This window comes from Streptomyces sp. NPDC003023 (assembly GCF_042888225.1).
Classification (GTDB): domain Bacteria; phylum Actinomycetota; class Actinomycetes; order Streptomycetales; family Streptomycetaceae; genus Streptomyces.
In genome coordinates this window covers 418,521-439,130 of record NZ_JBIAPL010000001.1, presented here as the reverse complement: position 1 = coordinate 439,130, position 20,610 = coordinate 418,521, and the positions used below count along the sequence as shown (strand labels likewise).

Sequence of the window (20,610 nt, the reverse complement as noted above, 5' to 3'; positions counted from 1 at the left end):
AGGCCGCGTCGCTGCGGCCGAGGTGGCTGGAAGTCAACTCGGCCCCGCCGTCAGCGTCAAGGAGTAAATCCTTAACGAGATGACAACGGTGCCATTCGTTATCTAAGTGAAGGCGGGCGCCCCGACAGGCGACGCCGCGTCAGATCCCTGCAAAAGCGTTGAATCACCCATCTCGCTGAGCACGAGGGCCAGCGCGCCGAGCACTTCGGCACGCCCGCCCAGGGCTCCGGGAGCCACCGAGAGCTGCCTCGCCGCACTGGGGATGGCGTAACGGGAGACCGACTCGCGGATGGGCCCCAGTACCAGCTCTCCAGCCTCCGCCAGATCGCCTCCGAGCACCACCCGGCTGGGGTTGAGGAGGTTGCAGAGGTTCGCCACGCCGCTGCCGATGTGGCGGCCCACGTCGGCCACCACACGGCGGCAGCCGGGGTCGCCCTCCCGGGCGAGCTGCACGACGCGTTCCATGGTCAGTTCGGCCCCGTGGCTCGGCTGGAGCAGCGGCAGCACGTACCTCGCCGCCGCGAACGTCTCCAGGCAGCCGCGGTTGCCGCAACGGCAGACCGGACCCGACTCGTCGAGCGTGATGTGCCCGATCTCGCCGGCCGTGCCGCCGGGTCCGCGGTAGATCTGGCCGTCTATGACGAGCCCAGCGCCGACACCGCTGGCGACCTTGATGTAGGCCAGGTCCTTGACGCCCCGGCCGCTGCCCCAGACCAGCTCGCCGAGCGCGCCGAGGTTGGCGTCGTTGTCGACGTGCACGGGCACTCCCAGGCGGGCGGAGAGCTCCTCGCTGGGGTTGATGCCGGTCCAGCCCGGCAGGATCGCGGTGGACCCGAGCGTGCCCGACTCCACGTCGATGGGGCCCGGCACGCCGAGGCCGACTCCGACGACCTTGCCGATACTGATCCCCGTCGCCTCGATCAGCCGGTTGACCAGCGCCTCCGCCCGTCCGAAGCCCTCGGCGGAGGACGCGTCGACGTCGAGCGGCTCCGCCTCCTCCGCGAGCACCTGATGGGCGAGGTTGCCGACGGCGACGCGCAGGTGGGTGTGGCCGAAGTCGACGCCGATCACGATGCCGGCGTCGCCGCTCAGTGAGACGCTGCGGGCCCTGCGGCCGCCCGCCGAGGTGGGAGTCACCTCGACCGTGCCGCCGTCCTTCAGCTCACGGACGATGTTGGAGACGGTGGCCGCGGAGAGGCCCGTGCTCCTCGCGATCTCCGCCTGCGTCAGCGACCCGGCCATGCGCACCGCGCGCACGACCCGCTCGAGATTGGCCCGGTGCAGAGATGTCTGCGATCCCGGAGTCTCCATTGACTCATCCACTCCTGCCCCCGGTGGGCGGCACGACGACCGCCCCCGGCCGGGGCGGCATGTGACAACCCCGGCATCTCTCCAACTTGTGAACTCTGAGTTCAACCTTTTGGGGCTTATCCCGTCAAGACCTTGAGCGGAGCCAAACTCCGATGAGCGCGGAGCCCTGGCGGAGCGGGACCGGAACCGGGCCGGAACCGGAGTGGAGTGGGACCGGAACCGGAGCGGAGTGGAGTGGGACCGGAATAGGAGCGGAGCGGGACCGGAGCAGGACCGGGGGCTCCCGATGACGCTGCCGGGGCCCGGCGAACGCCGGAGCGGTGCCGCAGCCCGTGAACCGCCACGCGAAAAGCCCGTCCGCCGCGCTGGTGCGCGGCGGACGGGCGGGGACGAGGGGGACGGCGCGGGGGTGTCGCTACTTGAGCGCCCCCGCGGTGAGACCGGCGACCACCTGCCGCTGGAAGATGATGTACGCCGCGAGGACCGGAAGCATCGCCATCACCAGGCCGGCGAAGAGCCCGGACCAGTCACCCTTGTAGCCCTGGCTCACCGCCAGCTGGACCAGTCCCTGGGACAGGACCTTCTTGCTCTCGTCAGTGTTCAGCACCGTCGGCAGCATGTACTGGTTCCACTGGCCCAGGAAGTTGAAGATGCCGACGCTGATCAGCCCCGGCTTCGCCATCGGCAGCATCACCTGGAAGAACGTCCTGGTGTGCGAGGCGCCGTCCACGAACGCCGCTTCCGCCACGGAGGTGGGCAGGGTCCGGAAGAAGGCGGTCAGGAAGAAGACCGTGAACGGCAGCGAGTACGCGATGTAGACCAGGATCAGGCCGTGGATCGTGTTGAGCAGCGCCATGTTGTTCAGCACGTAGAACAACGGGACCAGGGCCAGGATGATCGGGAAGCTCATCCCTCCGATGAAGAGGAAGTAGATGAAGCGGTTGCCGGGAAACTCGAAACGCGCCAGCACATAGGCGGCCATCGAGCCCAGCAGCAGTGTGCCGGTCAGTGAGCCGCCGACCACCAGAACGGTGTTCAGGAAGTAGTCGCTCATGTGCGCCTCTGTCCAGGCGCGCGACCAGTTCTCGAAGTGCAGCTTGTCGGGGAGCGCCCACGGCGAGGTGAAGATCGACCTGTCGTCCTTGAAGGACGTCATCACGGCCCACAGCAGCGGCATGACGACCATGAACGCCCAGAGGACCAGGACACCGTGCGAGAAGACGTTGAGCACCTTGCCCTCGCCGCGCTTGCGGGGCGGTGGTGGCGCGCCGTCCGTCTTGGCCACGGCGCCGCCGCCGTCGCCCGCCGACACGGCCGCGGGAGGGGTTTGTGTGGTCTTCATGTCAGTACTCCAGCCGCTCGCGCCGGCCCAGCCGCATCACGATCGCCGCGAACAGCAGCGTGACGAGGAGGAGGGCGACACCGATCGTCGTTGCGTAGGCGGCCTGACCGTCACGGAAGGCCTTCTGGTACACGTACAGCGGCATCACGATGGTCGAGTAGTCGGGACCGCCGCCGTTCGGGCCGACGGTCATGATCTGGACGACGGCGAAGGACTCCGCGCCGAGCGCGAGGATGCCCATGTACACCCAGCCGGACTGGACGGTGTCCCACAGCAGCGGCAGGGTGATCTTGAAGAAGGTCGTGATGCGGTTCGCGCCGTCGAGCAGCGCGGCTTCGTAGAAGTCGTTCGGGATGGAGGCCATTCCGGCGGAGAAGAGCACCACGAAGAACCCGACGGTGCTCCAGATGAGGACCGCCATCACACACCACAGGGCCAGATCGGGGTCACCCAGCCAGACCGGCTGGACGTCGTCCAGGCCCACGGCCTTGAGCGCCGAGTTGATCGCGCCGCTGTTGGGGTTGTACGCGAACTGGAAGAGCAGCGCGACGATCGCGATCGAGAGCACCTGGGGGAAGAAGTACACGATCTTGTAGAAGGACGACCCGCGCACTCCGGTGATGGCTCCGGCGTTCCTGGCGCCCTTCCGGCGCCGGCCGCCGACATTGAGCATGAAGGCGAAGAACAGTGCCAGGCTGAGCGTCACCAGCGGCAGCAGCAGCGCGAAGGTAAGGCTGTGTTGCAGCGACTTCCAGAAGACGTCGTCGTTCAACATCCTGCTGAAGTTGTCGAATCCGACCATCTCGAACTCGGGGCTGAGTCCCGTCCAGTCCGTGAACGAGTAGTAGATGGACTGGATGAACGGCCAGATGACGAAAAGCGCGTACAACGCCAGGGGTGCGGCCAGGAACCCCACGATGAAACGGTACTTGCCGTGCTGCATCCCTACCGACCCCGATCTTCCTGCCGCCGCCGCCGCTGGTGACGTCCGCTCACTGGTGCTTGTAGTGCTTGATCGAGTCGTCCTTGGCGGCCTCGTCGGCGAAGTCCTGGATCTTCTTGATCGCCTCGGCCGGGGTGAGACGGCCCGCCATCATCTCGCCGAGCCCGCCCACGCCGATCTTCTCCTTCTGCAGGGCGACGTACCAGTCCTGCAGGCGCGGGTTGACCACGTTCTCGCCGGCCTTCTCGAGCGCCGCGACACCGGACTTGAGACCGGGTGTCAGCTCGATGCCGTCGGTGCCTCCGTTGAAGGCCGTCAGCGACTTGACCTGGGAGGTGAAGTTCTTCGACGACGCCTCGCTGAGCATGATGCGCAGCTGCTCCATGCCGCCGGCCGTGTTCTTCGCGTTGGCCGGGACGATGAACGGCTCTCCGCCGGACGCCCACATGGTGCCGAAGGGCATCTTGTCGGAGCCGTCGATGCCGCTGGGCGCGGAGACGGCGAGGTCGAAGTCCTTGGGCATGGTCTTCGCGGCTTCGTTCTCGACCCAGGAACCGTTGGGGATGAAGAGCGCCTTGCCCTCGGTCCATGCGGTCTGGGACTGGATGTGGTCCAGCCCCGGGGTGCCCTGGAGGACGTAGCCCTTCTTGAAGAGCTCGTAGTACGCCTCGAAGCAGGTCTTGACGGCCGGGTGCTTCCAGGCGTTCGGCTCGAGGTTGTCGATCGCGTCGAGGACCTCGCGGCCACCGACCTTGGCGATCATCGGGTAGAGCGAGAAGGGGATGTAGTACGGGTGCTTGCCCGCGTACGTCCAACCCGCGATGCCCTTCTTCTTGGCCTTCGCGCAGAGGGCCAGCATCTCGTCCCAGGTCTCCGGGTACGCGGCGTCGAGGCCGTCCAGCGCCTTCTGGGAGTACCACACGCCGTAGACGGTGTAGGCGTAGTAGAAGACCCAGACGGGCGAGCCGTCGAACTGGCCCATCTCGACGATGCCGGGGCGCAGCGTGTCGCGGACCTTCTTGTTCGGGTCGTCCACCGACGCGGCGTCGAGCAGCGGAGTGAGGTCGGCGAGCTGCTTCTTGCCGACCAGGACACCCATGTCCATCTGCTCGGCACCCGAGTTGTCGATCAGGTCGGGCGGGCTGCCCTGGTTGAAGCGCGGCTGCAGAACGGACTGGATCTTCTGCGTGGCGGAGAACTTGACCTTGGGGGCCTTGGGGTACTTCTTCTCGAAGACCGCGACCGCGTCCTTGGCGTACTGCGTGCCGAAGCCGCCGTCGAAGATGACGACCTCCAGCTGGGCCGTCTCGTTGACCCCGAGCGGGTTCTCGGCGGTCTTCTCGCCCTTCTCGACCTTGTTCTCCGTGCCGCCGTCACCACTCGCGCAGGCGGAAAGGAAGCTCATCGTCGGAATCGTGAGCAGGCCGAGCGCAGCAGAACGCTTGATCAGATCGCGACGGCCGACGCCCTCGTTGTTGTGGGCGGAGGTGGATCCCATGCTCAAGTCCTCGCCTTCTCCAGGACTCAGGCGGTGTACCGGTCGCCCGTCCTTCTCGCCTCAGGCGAAGGGCCCCGCCACCGCGGTCAGTTGCTGCATTTTCCCCTAGGGAAACGCAGTGAAGCTCGGGTCGTGCACGGCTTCAGCGGGAACGGTGTCTCCACGGTCGGCGGTCGCGCGCTCCGCACGTGTCCGCCGTCCTTGTCCCCCCTGGTCCGCGGCCATGTGAAACAGCTATGCGGACGCCGACAGGTATAGTCCACTTCCGGCCGGGTGAGCAAGATCGAATGCAAGGTTGGGCGGCCATCTTTCCCGAGTTGAGACCTCCCGGACCGAGAAGCGCCGAAATCGCCCTTACAGCCACAGCATTCTTCGCGGACCGGCCGATTCTGCCCAAGCCGCCTCGTCAACACCCTTGACACCGTACGACACTTACCTCCCTACTGGTGCCTGCGCCTCGCGCCTGACAACGTTGTCCAACGCGACTTCCCTGGAGGAAGATCCGGGATGCAGCCCAGAATCAGACCCCGGCCCAGCCGAATCAACCCGGTCACCCTTGTGGTGGCCGCTTCCATGCTCGTGTTGACGGCCCCCTCCGCCGCCGTCGCGCTCCCCGCACAGCCCGGACAACCACCGTCGGCCGAGCGGGAATTCAGATCGTCATTCGAAGCGGACGAGACCCAGCCCGACTGGCGCAACACAGTCGAAGTGGGCAGTGACGGAAATAAGCGCTCATCGGGCGTCGACGGTGGCTTCGCCGGCGGAATACCCGGCAATGTCACCGACAAGGTCGTCGAACTGCGTGCCAGTGACGAGAACACCGGCGGCGGCGAGACCAAGGAGAATCTCGTCGACCTGCTGCCCAGCAGCAAATGGCTGGGATTCGAGCCGACCGCCTGGATCGAGTTCGACACCGACGAGCCCGTCAAGGTCGCGACGTACGCCCTGACGTCCGCCAACGACTTCGCCTCGCGCGACCCCAAGGACTGGAAGCTCAAGGGCTCCGCCGACGGCGAGAACTGGACGGTCCTCGACACCCGCTCCGGCGAGACCTTCGCCAAGCGCTTCGAGACCAGGACGTTCGACATCGGTGCCCCCTCCGAGGTGACGGCCTACGCCCACTACCGCCTGGAGATCACCAGGAACAACGGCGCGTCCGACGCCACCCAGCTGGCGGACGTGCAGTTCTCGAACGGTGACACCGACGCGCCCGTCCCCGACGACATGCGCACCCAGATCGACCGCGGCCCGAGCGGCTCCCCCACCGCGAAGGCCGGCGCCGGCTTCACCGGCAAGCGGGCCCTGAAGTACGCGGGCACCCACACGCCGGACGGCCGGGCCTACTCGTACAACAAGGTCTTCGACGTCGACATCGATGTCGAGCGCGACACCGAACTGTCGTACAAGATCTTCCCCGCGATGGCCGAGACGGACCTGAACTACCCCGCGACCAACGTGTCCGTGGACCTCGCCTTCACCGACGGCACCTACCTGAGCGACCTGTCGGCCACCGACTCGCACGGCGGTCTGCTGACCCCCCAGGGCCAGGGCGCCGCCAAGCGGCTGTACGTCAACCAGTGGAACGCCGTCGCCTCCGGCATCGGCACGGTCGCCGCGGGCAGGACAGTCGACCGGATCCTGGTGGCCTACGACTCCCCCAAGGGGCCCGCCAAGTTCCAGGGCTGGATCGACGACGTGACGATCGCGCCCAAGGCACCCGAGAAGCGGCTCGACCATCTGTCGGACTACGCCTCGACGACCCGCGGCACCAACTCCAGCGGCTCGTTCTCGCGGGGCAACACCTTCCCCGCCACCGCCGTCCCGCACGGCTTCAACTTCTGGACGCCGGTCACCAACGCCGGGTCACGGAGCTGGCTGTACGAGTACGCCCGCGGCAACAACGCGGACAACCTGCCCACCGTGCAGGCGTTCAGCACCAGCCACGAGCCGAGCCCCTGGATGGGCGACCGGCAGACCTTCCAGGTGATGCCGTCCGCCGCCGCCGGCACCCCGGACACCTCGCGGACGGCCAGGGCCCTGCCCTTCCGCCACGAGAACGAGACCGCCCGCCCCCATCACTACGGGGTCACCTTCGAGAACGGCCTCAAGGCCGAGATGACGCCGACCGACCACGCGGCGATGATGCGCTTCACCTACCCGGGTGACGACGCGAGCGTCATCTTCGACAACGTCACCCAGGAGGGCGGCCTCACCCTCGACCCGGCGACCAGCTCCTTCACCGGATTCTCCGACGTCAAGAGCGGCCTGTCCACGGGCGCCACACGGCTGTTCGTGTACGGCGTCTTCGACGCGCCGGTGACCGACTCGGCCTCCGAGGGTGTCACCGGGCGGCTCCGCTTCGACGCCGGCGACGACCGGACGGTCAACCTGCGGATCGCGACCTCGCTGATCAGTGTGGACCAGGCGAAGAAGAACCTCGCCGACGAGATCCCGGCCGGCACCCGTTTCGAGAAGGTACGGGGCAAGGCGCAGGGCGCCTGGGACGACATCCTGGGCAAGGTCGAGGTCGAGGGCGCCACCCGCGACCAGCTGGTCACCCTCTACTCCAGCCTCTACCGGCTCTACCTCTACCCGAACTCGGGCTTCGAGAACACCGGCAGCAAGCGGCAGCCCAAGTACCAGTACGCCAGCCCGTTCTCGCCGATGACCGGCCCGGACACCCCGACCCGCACCGGCGCGAAGATCGTCGACGGCAAGGTGTACGTCAACAACGGCTTCTGGGACACGTACCGCACGACCTGGCCCGCGTACTCCTTCCTCACCCCGAAGAAGGCGGGCGAGCTGGTCGACGGCTTCGTCCAGCAGTACAAGGACGGCGGCTGGATCTCCCGCTGGTCCTCCCCCGGCTACGCGGACCTGATGACCGGCACCAGCTCGGACGTGGCCTTCGCCGACGCGTACGTCAAGGGCGTCGACTTCGACGCCGAGGCGGCGTACGAGGCGGCCCTGAAGAACGCGACCGTCGTGCCGCCGTCCTCCGGCGTCGGCCGCAAGGGCATGGAGACCTCGCCGTTCCTCGGCTACGCCTCCACCTCCACCCACGAGGGCCTGTCCTGGTCGCTGGAGGGCTACCTCAACGACTACGGCCTCGCCGAGATGGGCCAGGCGCTCTACGAGAAGACGAAGAACGCCCGCTTCAAGGAGGAGTCCGAGTACTTCCGCAACCGGGCCCAGGGCTACGTCAGCCTCTTCGACTCGAAGGCCGGCTTCTTCCAGGGCCGCAGCCTCAAGGGCGACTGGCGGGTGCCGTCCGACAAGTACGACCCGCGGGTGTGGGGCTACGACTACACCGAGACCAACGGCTGGGGCTACGCCTTCACCGCCCCGCAGGACAGCCGCGGCCTCGCCAACCTCTACGGCGGCCGCGCCGGGCTCGGCGAGAAGCTGGACACCTACTTCGCCACACCGGAGACGGCGTCGCCCGAGTTCGTCGGCTCGTACGGCTCCGTCATCCACGAGATGACCGAGGCGCGTGACGTCCGGATGGGCATGTACGGCCACTCCAACCAGGTCGCCCACCACGCGACGTACATGTACAACGCGGCGTCGCAGCCGTGGAAGACACAGGAGAAGGTCCGCGAGGTCCTCTCCCGCCTGTACACCGGCAGCGAGATCGGGCAGGGCTACCACGGCGACGAGGACAACGGCGAGCAGTCGGCCTGGTACCTCTTCTCCGCGCTCGGCTTCTACCCGCTGGTCATGGGCAGCGGCGAGTACACCGTCGGCTCACCCCTGTTCACCAAGGCGACCGTGCACCTGGAGAACGGCCGCGAGCTCGTGGTCAAGGCCCCGAAGAACAGCGCGAAGAACATCTACGTGCAGGGCCTGAAGGTCAACGGCAAGCAGTGGAACTCCACCGCCCTGCCGCACGACATGCTCGCCGAGGGCGGCACGCTGCAGTTCGACATGGGCCCGGAGCCGTCCACCTGGGGCACCGGCAAGAACGCCGCCCCCGTCTCGATCACCCGGGACGACGAGAAGCCCGCGCCGCGCCGCGACGTGCTTCCCGCGGGCGGCCCGCTGTTCGACAACACCTCGGGCACCTCGGCCACCTTCACCTCGGTGAAGCTGCCGGTCGCATCGGCGACCAGGGCCGTGCAGTACACGCTGACGTCCGCAGGCAAGGCCAAGGCCCCGTCCGGCTGGGTGCTCCAGGGCTCCGCCGACGGCACGTCGTGGACGGACCTCGACAAACGGTCCGGCGAATCCTTCGACTGGGACAAGCAGACCCGCGTCTTCAGCATCGACGAACCGGGTTCCTACGAGCACTACCGGCTGGTCGCCACCGGCGAGGCGACACTCGCGGAGGTCGAGCTGATCGGCTGACGACGGCGTCCAACGGCGGTCCCGGCCGCAGCGATTCCGGGCGACCGGGGACCGCACTCCTTCCGAGGAGTGCGGTCCCCCTGCTCGTCGGCAGAGCCCGGTGTCACCCACTCGGGTCGGCTTTCCCCGGGACGCGTACGCCGCGCCACCGGCTGGCTACGCTCGCTCCCATGTCCCGACCGAAGGAACTGGATCCCTACCACAACCCGCGGGCCTTCTACGGCGCGGAGCTGCGCCGGCTGCGCGAGCGCGCCGAGCTGTCCCAGGAGCAGCTCGGGGAGCGGGCCTTCTGCTCGGGCTCGTACGTCGGGCAGTTCGAGGCGGCGTCGCGCAGACCGCAGCTGGAACTCTCCCAGATGTTCGACCAGTTGCTGGGCAGCGGGGAGCACCTCCAACGGCTGTGCCGCCTCGCCAGGAAAACGAACGTGGCGGACTACTTCGCGGACGCGGCGGAGTTGGAGCGCCTCGCCGGAACCATCTGCGAGTACGCCCCCGTCCTGGTGCCGGGCCTGCTGCAGACGGAGGAGTACGCCCGGGCCATCACCCGCACCGCGAACCCGTTCGCTCCCCAGGAGCATGTGGAGGCTCTGGTCCGCGCGCGGATGGACCGGCAGCGCATCCTGGACGGCTCCGACACGCCCGTGCTCTGGGCCATCCTGCACGAGGCGGTGCTGCGGGCGCCGATGGGCGGCCCCGAGGTGACGCGCCGCCAGCTCCTGCATCTGGCTGAACTGGCCCGGCGGGAGCGGATGGTGGTCCAGGTGCTTCCCTTCTCCGCCATGGCCGAAGCATTCATCGCAAGCATGCTCTCCGTCATGACCTTCGCCGACTCCCCCGCCGTCGTCTACACCGAGGGTGCGGGCAGCGGACAGCTGATCGAGGATCCGGCCCTGGTCGAGCACAGCGCACGGGCATACGATCTCGCCAGGGCCGCCGCCCTGTCACCGGCGGCGACCCTGGAGTTGCTCGCATCGATGGCGAAGGACTACGAGAACCCATGAGCCCCACACAGGATCTGAGCCAGGCGGTCTGGCGGAAGTCGTCCTACAGTGACGGAACCGGCGGCAGCTGCGTCGAGGTCGCGGACGGGTTCCCCGGTGTGCTGCCGGTGCGGGACAGCAAGGTGCCCGACGGGCCCGCCCTGTTCTTCCGCCGGGCGGGCTGGGACGCCTTCGTCACCGCCGTCCGGCACGACGAGCTCTGACGCTCCGCACCCGGCCGCCGGCCGCGCCGAAGGGGCCGCACTCCCTTGCCGGGAGTACGGCCCCTTGGCCTTGCGCCGGCCCGTCCGCCGCGGTGATGTCCATCCGCGGATGAGGTTCGGCAGCACGCACTGGACCACGCCCGCTCGCCGCTGCGAGCGCCATCGCCGTACCAGATACCTGGCGGACGGCCACTTTCCGCGAGCCCCTGCCCGGCCGATTCCCCTCCGCGCGAATCATCGGCCGTGAGAGGGTCACGCCGAGCCTGCGGCACACCTCTGCGAACTCCTTCGACGCGTACTGGACGGATCCAACTGATCGTCGCAACACCTTGATCGAGAGGTGGAGCGATGGGCTCTGTGGAGCGGCACAAGCGGGTTCGTGCGTATCGGGGGTTGATGCCGTCGCCGGGCAGGCCGTCGGTGGCCTGGCGTGGGGACAGGGTCAGGTTCTGGACGGCGATCGCTCGGGGTGCCAAGACCGAGGATGCATGCAGTGCTGCCGGGGTGTCCGGGCCGGTGGGATTCCGCTGGTTCCGGCACGCTGGTGGCGTGAATCCGTGTCTTCCTGATGAGGTGTCCGGGCGCTACCTGTCGTTTCCTGAACGGGAAGACATCGCCGTCTGGCATGCCCAGGGCGCCGGCGTCCGCGAGATCGCCCGAAGGCTCGGACGGGCGCCGTCGACGGTCTCCCGTGAGCTGCGGCGCAATGCCTCTACTGGGACCTACAAGCTGGACTACCGGGCCTCGACCGCGCAGTGGCACGCTGAACGCCGAGCCCGGCAGGAAACAAGTCTCGATCAAATCCGGAACGGTTCACGATCCGTCCGTCGGCCGCCTTCGGGAGCGGCAGGCCGGCCAGCGCGCGGCGCAACCGTGTCGGCTCCAGCCAGCCCCGGTCCAGGGCTGCGTACAGCGCGCCGTGCCCGCGCCTGTGCTCGACCGCCAAGGAGAGCTCGACCAGGGTTTTCACCGGCCCGTCCGCGCACAGCACCGCGTCGGTGAGCTCGAAAAGTGCGTCCGCGCGACGGTAAAGGCAGTCGTAGAACTCGACACGAAAGTGGGACAGGACGCCCAGTGCGGCGTCGGCGGTACCTGCAGGAGCGAGACTCTTCACCAGCGGCCGTTCCTTCACGCGACGTTGCTCGACACTTCGAAGCGTGAAGAACGGCCGTCCTGCTGTCCCTCGAAGAACACGAGATCAGCGGGTCGAGTGAACCGGCGAGGTTAAACGCCAAGCTTAGAATCCGACCACCCCGGAACCAGCAGGCCAAAGCCCGACGGGCCGCATCATGTCATTGCTGACATGATGCGGCCCGTTTCACAGACCCCCTCGCTCACCTCTTGATCGAGGCGACTTCGGGAGACTCAGTTCAATCCGTCCGCCTGAGAGGACCGAAGCGGGACGGGGACATCGCGGTGCCTTCGTCCTCGTGCCATTCACAATGGGTGGCATAGAGGTACCCCTTCCCCGAATTGAGGGTGTACCACTGCCCACGAGTACCGGCCGGAATCTCCACCTTCGGCGGATCAAGGACTTCTCCCGTACGAATCTCAAGTCGTGAACACGTCGTTGGCATCTGAAGAAAGAAGACATTCGAGAAAAGAACATCCACTCGAGCCGGAGAGGCGTCATCACGGAGGCTGCGAAGCAGCAGCGAGTTGAAGCTCACCGAGAAATGCCACATTCGGAATGGCCTCTCCCAGGCCGCGACCAAGGCCACTACGAACCTCCTAGGTACTTGGAACCCTTAAGGACCTCCGACGTGATGTTACTACCTCCCAGATAGAACCTGAGTCGACTACTGTCAAGGTTCCCCACCCGGAAGGCTCGCTCCAGGAACGCCATCTCCCGTTGCGTTGTAAGCCAGTTGTCGCCGTGCCCCTGCTGCACTGCGTAGTCGAATACCTCCGCCGCATTTCCCGACCTTCTGTTCTCCAGCGTGAACCCGTCGAGACGTACATGGATGATTGCCTCAGGGTGGTAATTCATCGCATCTGCGGCACTCGATATGGAACCATCACGCGTCTCCCCCATGAAATGGGTGTAACCGTTTTCCTTCGCCCAGTCCTCCAGCCCGTTGTCCGACGTTCCGAGGGCAACATCGGTGAGCTTCTTGCCACAGTTGTGGACCAGGACCGGAGTGGCCCCCGCCAGCACATAGTACGTGTGGGCGTCCGAGACGGTCAGGTTGTGGACCGTTGCGCCCGGGCTGGTCCAGCGCTTGATCGCCGCGACCTGGACGTAGGTGCCGGCGCTGGTGCGCAGCCACTGGCCCGGCTTGAGGTCGGTGGCGTCGATCCACTTGCCGAGTTCGGGGACCCAGAAGGGGTGGCCGTCGGTGGCTGTGACCTCGGCCGTGGCCTTGCCTGCCGTGCCGTCGGTGTCGATCGTGACCTTGACGAGGTGCTTGAGGCCCTCGCCCTTGATCTCGGCCGTGACCGTCTCGACGCGCGTCTCGCCCGTCTTCTCGTCGGTCGCGACGACCTTGTCGCCGCCCTTGACCTGCTCGATCGGCTTGGTGGTGCCGTCGGCCATCAGGACCTTCGTGCCCGGCACGAAGCTGTTGTCGACGGAGCAGGAGCCGCCGCTGGTGCCGCCGTTGGAGCGGGAGGAGGCGCCGGTGGAGCCGCCCTTGCCCGAACCGCCTCCGCCGGACGACTTCCCCTTGCCCGCGCCCGACGACTTGGCGGCCGAGGAGCGTGGTGCGGCGGATGCCTGGGACGACTTCTGTTTTCCGTTGCCGGTTTTGCGCGCGTCGTGGGAGGCGCGATTGCTGGTTGTCTGTTTCTTCTGCGCGGCCTGCTTCTTTTTCTGTGCGGCCTTCTTGCGTGCTTCCTCGCGCTTCTTCTTCGCCTGCTTCGCCTTGTCGATGGCCGCGTTGGCCTTGGCGATGACCTTCTTCGCCCGTTCCTTGGCCGTGCGCCAGGCGCTGACCGCGGACATGACCCTCTTGACCGCCGAGTAGACCTTCTTGCTCATCGAGAGGGCCTTGTACCAAGGGATCAGGTCCAGGACGACTTCGGCGCAGGACCATACCGAGCCGCCGATGCAGCCCATGATCGGGTCGAGGAAGTCCTGCAGGAGGGCGCCGGCCGCGGAGATGACGATGGAAGACATGGACCGGTTGAGGTCGCCCTTGGCCGCGGCCACCATCGCCGGCGAGAGTCCGGCACCCGCCAGTGCCAGGTTGATCTCCTTCTGCGAGAGGGAGACGGACAGGCCGGTCGGGTCGCTGTAGGTGATCGGGTTGTTGTGCGCGTAGGCGTAGCCGCCGCGCTGCATCGGGTCGGCCAGGTCCAGTACCGGGTCGGCGGACAGGAAGCGGCCTGTCAGCGGGTCGTACAGACGCGCGCCGAGCATGGTGTAGCCGGTTGCGTCGTCGCGGGAGGCACCCAGGAAGCCCTGGTGGGTCGTCGCGCGGGACGCCGTCCCACCGGCCAGGCGTTCCCCGCCGAACGGGTCGGTCTTGCGGATGCGGGTCTCCATCCCTTCCTGGAGCGCGATCTCCGCGTAGGGACTGCCCTGGTGGTCGTAGGTGATCGCGGCCAGGTTGGAGTAGCCCGGTGTGTAGGTGCCGGTGGCGGTGCGCAGGATGCTGCCGCCCGGTACGGCATAGGTCCGCTGGACGTCGACCATCGTGCCGCCGGCCCGGACCGACAGCTCGGCCTCGCCGAGGTGCAGGGTGGCCTGGTCGCCCTTCAGGGTCAGCAGCCGTGCGCCGCCGGGGGCGTAGATGTAGCGGGCCTCGGCCTGTGCGGTGAAGGACTGGGCCTGGGAGGTGGCGTCGCACGCGGCAAGCACCAGGTCGGTGCCATTGGTGGTCGAACCGTCCTTGACCGCCAGACACAGCCCGGACGCGGCGTGCTTGAAGTGTCCTGCGTCGTCGCGTACGAGCTTCTGGTCCGCCGTACCCGCGCACGGGCGGATACCGACCGCCGCGCCGGCCGTCGCTCCGGCCGGCGTGGCGCACCAGTCGCCCACCGCCCTCAGGCTGCCGGTGTCGGGGGCAGTCGTCGGGTCGTCGGGCACGAAGGTGAACTTCTGTGCCGGGGTGTTGTTGCACGGATAGATCTGCAGCGGCTGGTCGTTCTTGGCCCAGCCGGTCTGCAGGTCGAGGCAGGCACCGGAGGGCGTCACGTAGGCGGTCTTGCCGTTCGTACCCTGACCGGAGACGGTCTCCGGGAGCCCGTCGTAGGTCCAGGTCAGGGTCTGGGCGTCACCGGTGTCGCCGGTGATCTGTGTCGTGTTGCCCGACTGGTCGTAGATCCGCTGCAGTGTCTGCTTGACCTGCGCGCCGGCCTCGGTGGTGTACTCGCGCACCAGAGAGGTCAACGCGTGCGGGCCGGCCTCTCCCGCGCCGTACGTGTAGGTGGTCTTCGTGTCCTTGGCCGTGGCGCCCAGCAGGTCGTGCTCGACCATGGAGGTGCGTTCCGAGGACAGCCCGGCGTACGCGTAGTCGGTCCAGTAGCCCGAACCGTCCTCACCCAGGGCCACGTCCGCGGCGGCGGTGGCGCCGCCCGCCTTGCAGGCGGTCTGGTCGGCGGACGTCCAGGCCTCGTTGAGGCGGCCGACCGGGTCGTAGCGGAAGCACTGCCGTTCGCGGATGCCCGCGGCGCCCTGCTGGATGGAGGTGACGTTTCCGGCGGGGTCGTAGGAGTAGGACGTGTCCGAGACCTTGTTGCCGGTGACCGCGCCGTCCGTGCCGGCCTGCTCACGCCAGGTCTGCATGCTGGTCAGCTCGCCCGACGCCTCGTCGTACGAAGCGGTGGACCACACCCGGTAGGGGTTGTCGCCCAGGGTGGAGCGCAGCATCTGTCCGTACGGGGAGTACAGCGTCTGGGAGCCGTACCAGTCGTGTCCGGAGACCGACTGGGCCAGGCCCTCCTCGTTGTACCGGGTGATGACCTCCTCGGCGGGCAGCGTGCCCACCGCGGGCAGTCGGGTGGAGTGCGGCAGTCCGGTGTCGGTGTAGGTCTGCGCGTACGTGTAGCGGTAGGCGAGGCCGTACTGGTCGGCCAGGTCCTTCGGCAGCGCGGTCGAGGACACCGTCGGCTGGTAGTCGGCGGTGTAGCCGCTGATCATCGTCTGCGCGGCGTCGCCGGTGTCGGTGTAGCGCAGTGCCGTGTACGGCATGCCGATGCCGCCGCCGGCCTGGTCGTAGGAGTACGCCCCGAGCAGTTTGCCCACGGAGGAGTTCTCGCGGGTCAGGATCGGGCGGGACAGGATGTCGTAGCCCGTCCAGACCGCCTTGCCGCGCGCGTCGGTCGAGGTGACCGGACGGTTCAGGTCGTCGTAGGTCGACTTGGTGGTGCCGGTGTCCGGGTCGGTGGCCTCCACGACGCGGCCGATGGTGTCGTACTTCCACGTCCAGGCCGTGCCGTCGTCCTGCTGCGCCGTGGTCAGCTGGCCACGGGAGTCGTAGGTGAAGCGGATCGACTCGAAGACGGTACGGGTGGGGTCGGTGAACGTGTCGACGCGGCTGGTGCGGCCCAGGGCATCGGTCCAGGTCCGGTACGAGGCCGTGCCGTACGGGTTGATGACCGTGGAGTGGTCGAGGCCGTACTCGTAGGCGGAGCGTCGGCTTTCCGCGTCCGCGCCGTCCAGGACGGGGGTCTCCGTCAGGACGCGGCCCGAACCGTCGTACGTGTAGCGGGTGGCGTTCGGCACTTCGCCGGCCGTCTTGGGGAAGAACAGGACCGGCTCGGGCTCGCCGTCGGCGAGATAGGCGTTGTTGGTCTTCCACACCTCGCCCGAGGCGTTGTACAGGGTGTCGGTGATCAGGCGGCCCTGGCCGGTCGCGGGCTCCTGGGTCTGCCGTACCCGGCCCAGGCCGTCGAAGAGGGTGACCGAGGTCTCCACCCGGTCCTCGTGGGCGCGGGTGCGGGAGATGACCGCGGTGGGCTCGCCCGCCTGCAGGCGGTATTCGACCTGCAGGTCGGGGACGCTGTGGGTGGACGGATCACGGCCCGGACCCCACGCCGTCACCACGCGGCCCAGCTCGTCGTAGACGGCCTTGCTGGTGTGGCCGTTGGCGTCGGTGGTGGTCAGGGCGGCGCCTCGGCCGGGTTCCACCGTCTGCACGGAGGTGTGGCCGAGTTCGTTGGTCTCGGTCACCTTGAACGGCATGCCGGTGGACGGCTCGTATGTGATCGTCGCGGATGCGGTCTGGCCGGGCTGGGTGGCCTTGACCGTGCGGCCCAGCGCGTCGTAGCCGGTGGTGCCGTTCGACGTGAAGCCGGAGCCGTCGCCCTTGAGCGTCCATGTCTCGGTCGGCAGACCACGCGTCGGCGCGGTGCCGTAGGCGCCGCCGTCGTAGGCGACGCGGGACGCACCGGTCAGCGAGGTGAGCGTCCCGAAGGTGGCGGCCGCGCAGGTGGTCGGGGACGTGAGGATCTGCTTGGTCAGGCCGAGCAGGTGCTTGTCGGTGTCGGCGACGTACTCGTTCCGGGTGCAGGACTCGTCGCCGGTCTTGCCGGTGTCGCCCAGCATCTCCACCTGGGTGGGGAAGCCGTCGGCGTTGTAGGCGGTGCTGGAGACGACCTCGCGGATCGCGCGGGCGTCGTCGCCGACGCCCGAGGACTTCGTCCAGGACTTGTCGCCGGTCTCCACCACGCGCCAGGCGATGAGGTCCTTCAGGCCGTCGCCGAGTACGCGGCGCGCCAGCTCGGTCGCGGACAGCTTGCTTGTGGTGCGGCTGGTCCAGCCCGTCGTCGGGTCCGCGGTGGCCGACGGATAGTCGATCTGTTCCGCGATACGGCCGGCGAACGCCTCGTGGTCGGGGCCGATGTCGCCGCCCGCGATGTCCTGGACCGTGACGCCGGTGCCGAGACCGCGGTAGAAGCGGGTCATCGACTTCGAGCGCTTCGCCGACGTCGCCGTGTCGTCGGCGCCGGTGTACGTGGTCACCGTGTCGAACCCCGCGAACTTCGCCCACGTACGCGTCGATTTCTTGGAGAACTCCGACTCGGCGAGCTGCCAGGCCGGCGTGCCGTACTCGTACGCCGTCGCGGTCGCGGTCGCGCCGGAGACCGCGGGGAGTTCCTCGACCTGCGTGACGACGTATTTGTGGAACCAGTCGATCTCGTCGTCGACCGACGGGTCCGGATGCCAGGCCACCGGGTAGCACAGGCCGTTGTTCGACGTCTGCGCGGGCAGGCCCTCGCCGTTCGCGCAGGCACCGGTCGGCTTGGAGTAGGTGACGACGGTCTCGCCGCCGTACTCGTTGACGACCCGGCCGATGCGCTGGCGCGCGAAGCCGGGGCGCGGGTCGTCGGCGCCGCGCAGTACACGGTTGGGCATGTAGTCCGGGTGGGCCTGGAAGGTGACCGGGGGGAGCGCCGAGTACTTGCCGCCCGCGACGCCGCCGGTCCCGTAGCCGGTGCGCTGGATCGACTCCAGCCACAGGGCGGTGTTGGCGCCGGTCGTCATCGTCGGGAAGGACTGCTTGAGCTGGTAGACGTCGACCGTGGCGCGGCCGGAGCCGGCGGTGCGCTGCGCGGACGTGGAGATCTTGTCGAGGCGCTTGCGGGTGAAGAACGACGGCGCGGCGTTCCAGCAGTCGCCGGTCGTCTTGCACTGCAGCGATACGGGGGTGTCGTACCAGATGCGGTAGTCGCCCGGGTCCTTGGAGGTGAAGTTGGCGTCGGTGCAGGCCAGGGAGCCTTCGGCGAAGCAGCGCTCCTCGACGGTGAAGAAGACGCGGGCGGGGGCCTCGGCGAAGAGGGCGTCGGAGCGCAGGCCGTAGTCGATGCGGCGCAGATAGCCGCCGCGCTCGTACGAGACGGGCTTCTTGAACTGCCAGTCCTTCGCGTAGCGGTTGGTCTCCGCCTGCCACCACAGGGTCATGGCGTTGCCTGAGGGGTCCACGACGTAGTCGAGGTTCCACTGCCAGGCCTGATCGCAGAAGGAGTTCTTGAAGTCGCCGGCCTTGTAGCAGGGCTCGCCGGCGTGGTTGCCGAAGACGGGCACGGTGAAGACCGAGCCGGTCTCGGGCTTGCCCTCGCTCCAACCGGGGAGGCGGTTACGGCCGAAGTAGTACTGGGTGCCGTCGCGGGTGGTGACCTTCCAGTACTCGCCGTCCGCGTCGCCGTTGCCGAGCGAGGTGTTCTTGAGCAGCTCCACCTTGGAGCCGTCGCCGGAGGACGTGGTCCAGCCCTTGCCCGATTCCCATACGAGGCTGACCGTCTGGCCGCTCAGGGTCATCGTGGCGTTGTTCGAGCCGTAGCAGAGGTCGTGCGTGGGGTGGTTGGCGTTGTTGGCACCGGAGTTGGCCTTGGCGTCCTGCTTGCAGTTCACATAGCCGCGGGTGATCGAGCCCGGCTGGTAGTCCCAGCCGTCGCCGACCCAGGAGGCCTGGTTGTTCGAGGCGCTGGTACGGCCGTCCACGGTCTGCGACGAGTAGCCGAGGCTGACCTTGGGCATCAGACCGCCGGGCACCTCGGGCGGCTGGATGTCGTACGCATAGGTGAAGGCGCCCGAGGACGAGCCGCTCGCCCAGTCACCGGAGGACGACAGCGGTGTGGCGGTGAAGTCACCACTGTGCGACGCGCCCATGTCGAGCGCGCCGAGGACTCCGGCCGACGCGCTCGACATGGGCTCGGCCATCCTGGCCGAGGTGAAGGAGGCGGGCTTCACGCCGGCCGAGGTGTCCGACTCCGCGGAGTTGGTGCTCCCAGGGGTGCTCGTGGCCTCCGGGTCCGAAGGCTCCCCGGACGTCTGCGGCTCCTGAGGTGTGGCCGAGGAGGACGGGCCACCGGTCTTCCCCGACCCCGCGGTCTTCTTCGGCTCATCGGTCGCTCCGGCCTTCGGGGACTTCTCACCCGTGCCCGGCTCGATCGACCGCTGCCCCGCCGCCTGCTTGGTGGCGCCGATGAGCATCGCGACCGGCACCACGCCGGTCAGGTGCCGCTTCGTCTCCTTGGCTCCCGCCTCAGTGGTGCGAGCACCCTTCGCGGGCCGGGTGACCTCCACGCTCGACGGCAGCTCCACGAACGTCGCCGTGGGGTCGTCCTCGTCGGCGGAGACGGTCTGGGTGGCCAGGCCGTCGTCGGCGGGGCAGTCCAGGGTCGAGGTGTCCGGCAAGGAGCAGCCTTCGAGCAGGGTGAGCCGGAACCGGTCGGCCGCCTGAGTGCCGAACAGGTCGGCGAACTCGGCGTGGTCGACCTCCACCGACACCGAAGCGGCCGGGTCGACCTCGGCCGGCGGGGTGACGGACATCAGCATGCCCGGCACGTTGGCCTGCGTGGAGGCGGTGACCGAGGCGAGGTCGACGTGCCACGTTCCCGCCAGGGCGGCCGGGTCCTGCCCCTCCGGCACGCCCAGGCGGACCGGTGTGGTCCCCACCGGCACCGTCTGGCCCTCGGTGACACCGGTCAAGTCAGCGGTCTGGTCGGCCGCGGCCTGCCATGGCGTCACATACGCGGGGACATATTCCTCGACCGGCACATCGACCGGACGCGAAAGCGCGGTCGGCTCATCCGTGTCCCGGTCGACGACGGACGCCTCGTCCGGCTCGGGCAGGTCCACGTTCGCGTTCGACGTGCGGTCCATGTCGGGGCCGGGCAGCGCAACGGCCGTACCGCTCAGCGAGGTGATGGTCAGCACGGACGACAGCAGCACCACCAGCGCCGTCCGCCGTCGCCGACGGCTGGCACGCACCGAGGCCGATTCGGCCAGCCGTCCATGTCCGGACCAGGACAGCCCCACCCGACGACGCATCTCGCAACTCCCCCACCCCACGCCCTGCTCGGGCGCGCCGGCGAACACCTACAGATCCGGCACGCAGACAAGTCATGCACGTGCCGAGCACGGGAGTCTTCACGAAGTCCACGCAGGACGCACAGCTCACACACAGTTATCGATCACAGATCGAGCACAGTTGCGCGCCGCATTTTCAATGCCCTATCCCCCGTAAGACTAGGAGAGTTGACATTAGCGGTGAATCAGCAGATCAGAGCCATACTTC

The 20,610-nt window shown here is 68.1% G+C and carries 8 protein-coding genes and 2 pseudogenes; 4 read left to right on the top strand and 6 right to left on the bottom strand.

All coding sequences use genetic code 11. From position 1 onward, the window contains the following. Positions 1-102 precede the first annotated feature (102 nt). The 4 genes from ACFYV1_RS01595 to ngcE all read right to left on the bottom strand — a co-directional run bounded on the left by ACFYV1_RS01595 (position 103) and on the right by ngcE (position 5,094). Positions 103-1,311, bottom strand: coding sequence for an ROK family protein (locus ACFYV1_RS01595; protein ID WP_389393316.1), 1,209 nt, complete (start codon positions 1,309-1,311; stop codon positions 103-105). 415 nt (positions 1,312-1,726) lie between these two features. Then, a complete protein-coding gene (locus ACFYV1_RS01590) occupies positions 1,727-2,653 on the bottom strand; it encodes a carbohydrate ABC transporter permease (protein ID WP_389393315.1) in 927 nt (308 codons plus the stop codon). A gap of 1 nt (position 2,654) precedes the next feature. Then, the gene (locus tag ACFYV1_RS01585) at positions 2,655-3,596 is read right to left on the bottom strand and encodes a carbohydrate ABC transporter permease (RefSeq protein WP_389393314.1); all 942 of its coding nucleotides are present in this window, start codon (positions 3,594-3,596) and stop codon (positions 2,655-2,657) included. Between the two features lie 49 nt (positions 3,597-3,645). Then, entirely contained in the window at positions 3,646-5,094 is a 1,449-nt protein-coding gene (gene ngcE, locus ACFYV1_RS01580; RefSeq protein ID WP_389393313.1) for an N-acetylglucosamine/diacetylchitobiose ABC transporter substrate-binding protein, read from the bottom strand. A gap of 507 nt (positions 5,095-5,601) precedes the next feature. Here ngcE and ACFYV1_RS01575 point away from each other — a divergent pair. The 4 genes and pseudogenes from ACFYV1_RS01575 to ACFYV1_RS01560 all read left to right on the top strand — a co-directional run. Further along, positions 5,602-9,441, top strand: a complete 3,840-nt coding sequence (locus ACFYV1_RS01575; RefSeq protein WP_389393312.1) for a GH92 family glycosyl hydrolase — start codon at positions 5,602-5,604, stop codon at positions 9,439-9,441. Between the two features lie 170 nt (positions 9,442-9,611). Then, positions 9,612-10,442, top strand: coding sequence for a Scr1 family TA system antitoxin-like transcriptional regulator (locus tag ACFYV1_RS01570; protein ID WP_389393311.1), 831 nt, complete (start codon positions 9,612-9,614; stop codon positions 10,440-10,442). Beyond that, entirely contained in the window at positions 10,439-10,645 is a 207-nt protein-coding gene (locus tag ACFYV1_RS01565) for a DUF397 domain-containing protein (RefSeq protein WP_389393310.1), read from the top strand. Before ACFYV1_RS01570 ends, ACFYV1_RS01565 begins: the two co-directional genes overlap by 4 nt. A 348-nt stretch (positions 10,646-10,993) precedes the next feature. Continuing rightward, positions 10,994-11,429, top strand: a pseudogene (locus ACFYV1_RS01560) (helix-turn-helix domain-containing protein); the annotation flags it as partial. Between the two features lie 30 nt (positions 11,430-11,459). Here ACFYV1_RS01560 and ACFYV1_RS01555 read toward each other — a convergent pair. Next, positions 11,460-11,720 (bottom strand): annotated as a pseudogene (locus ACFYV1_RS01555) (transposase); the annotation flags it as partial. A 645-nt stretch (positions 11,721-12,365) separates the two neighbouring features. Next, positions 12,366-20,363, bottom strand: coding sequence for a polymorphic toxin-type HINT domain-containing protein (locus ACFYV1_RS01550; RefSeq protein ID WP_389393309.1), 7,998 nt, complete (start codon positions 20,361-20,363; stop codon positions 12,366-12,368). Positions 20,364-20,610: the final 247 nt, after the last annotated feature.

Bases quoted from the DNA above. Each gene is read 5' to 3' on its own strand.
- ACFYV1_RS01550 (WP_389393309.1), bottom strand. From the start codon at position 20,363: ATGCGTCGTCGGGTGGGGCTGTCCTGGTCCGGACATGGACGGCTGGCC.
- ACFYV1_RS01585 (WP_389393314.1), bottom strand. From the start codon at position 3,596: ATGCAGCACGGCAAGTACCGTTTCATCGTGGGGTTCCTGGCCGCACCC.
- ACFYV1_RS01590 (WP_389393315.1), bottom strand. From the start codon at position 2,653: ATGAAGACCACACAAACCCCTCCCGCGGCCGTGTCGGCGGGCGACGGC.
- ACFYV1_RS01575 (WP_389393312.1), top strand. From the start codon at position 5,602: ATGCAGCCCAGAATCAGACCCCGGCCCAGCCGAATCAACCCGGTCACC.
- ngcE (WP_389393313.1), bottom strand. From the start codon at position 5,094: ATGGGATCCACCTCCGCCCACAACAACGAGGGCGTCGGCCGTCGCGAT.
- ACFYV1_RS01570 (WP_389393311.1), top strand. From the start codon at position 9,612: ATGTCCCGACCGAAGGAACTGGATCCCTACCACAACCCGCGGGCCTTC.
- ACFYV1_RS01565 (WP_389393310.1), top strand. From the start codon at position 10,439: ATGAGCCCCACACAGGATCTGAGCCAGGCGGTCTGGCGGAAGTCGTCC.
- ACFYV1_RS01595 (WP_389393316.1), bottom strand. From the start codon at position 1,311: ATGGAGACTCCGGGATCGCAGACATCTCTGCACCGGGCCAATCTCGAG.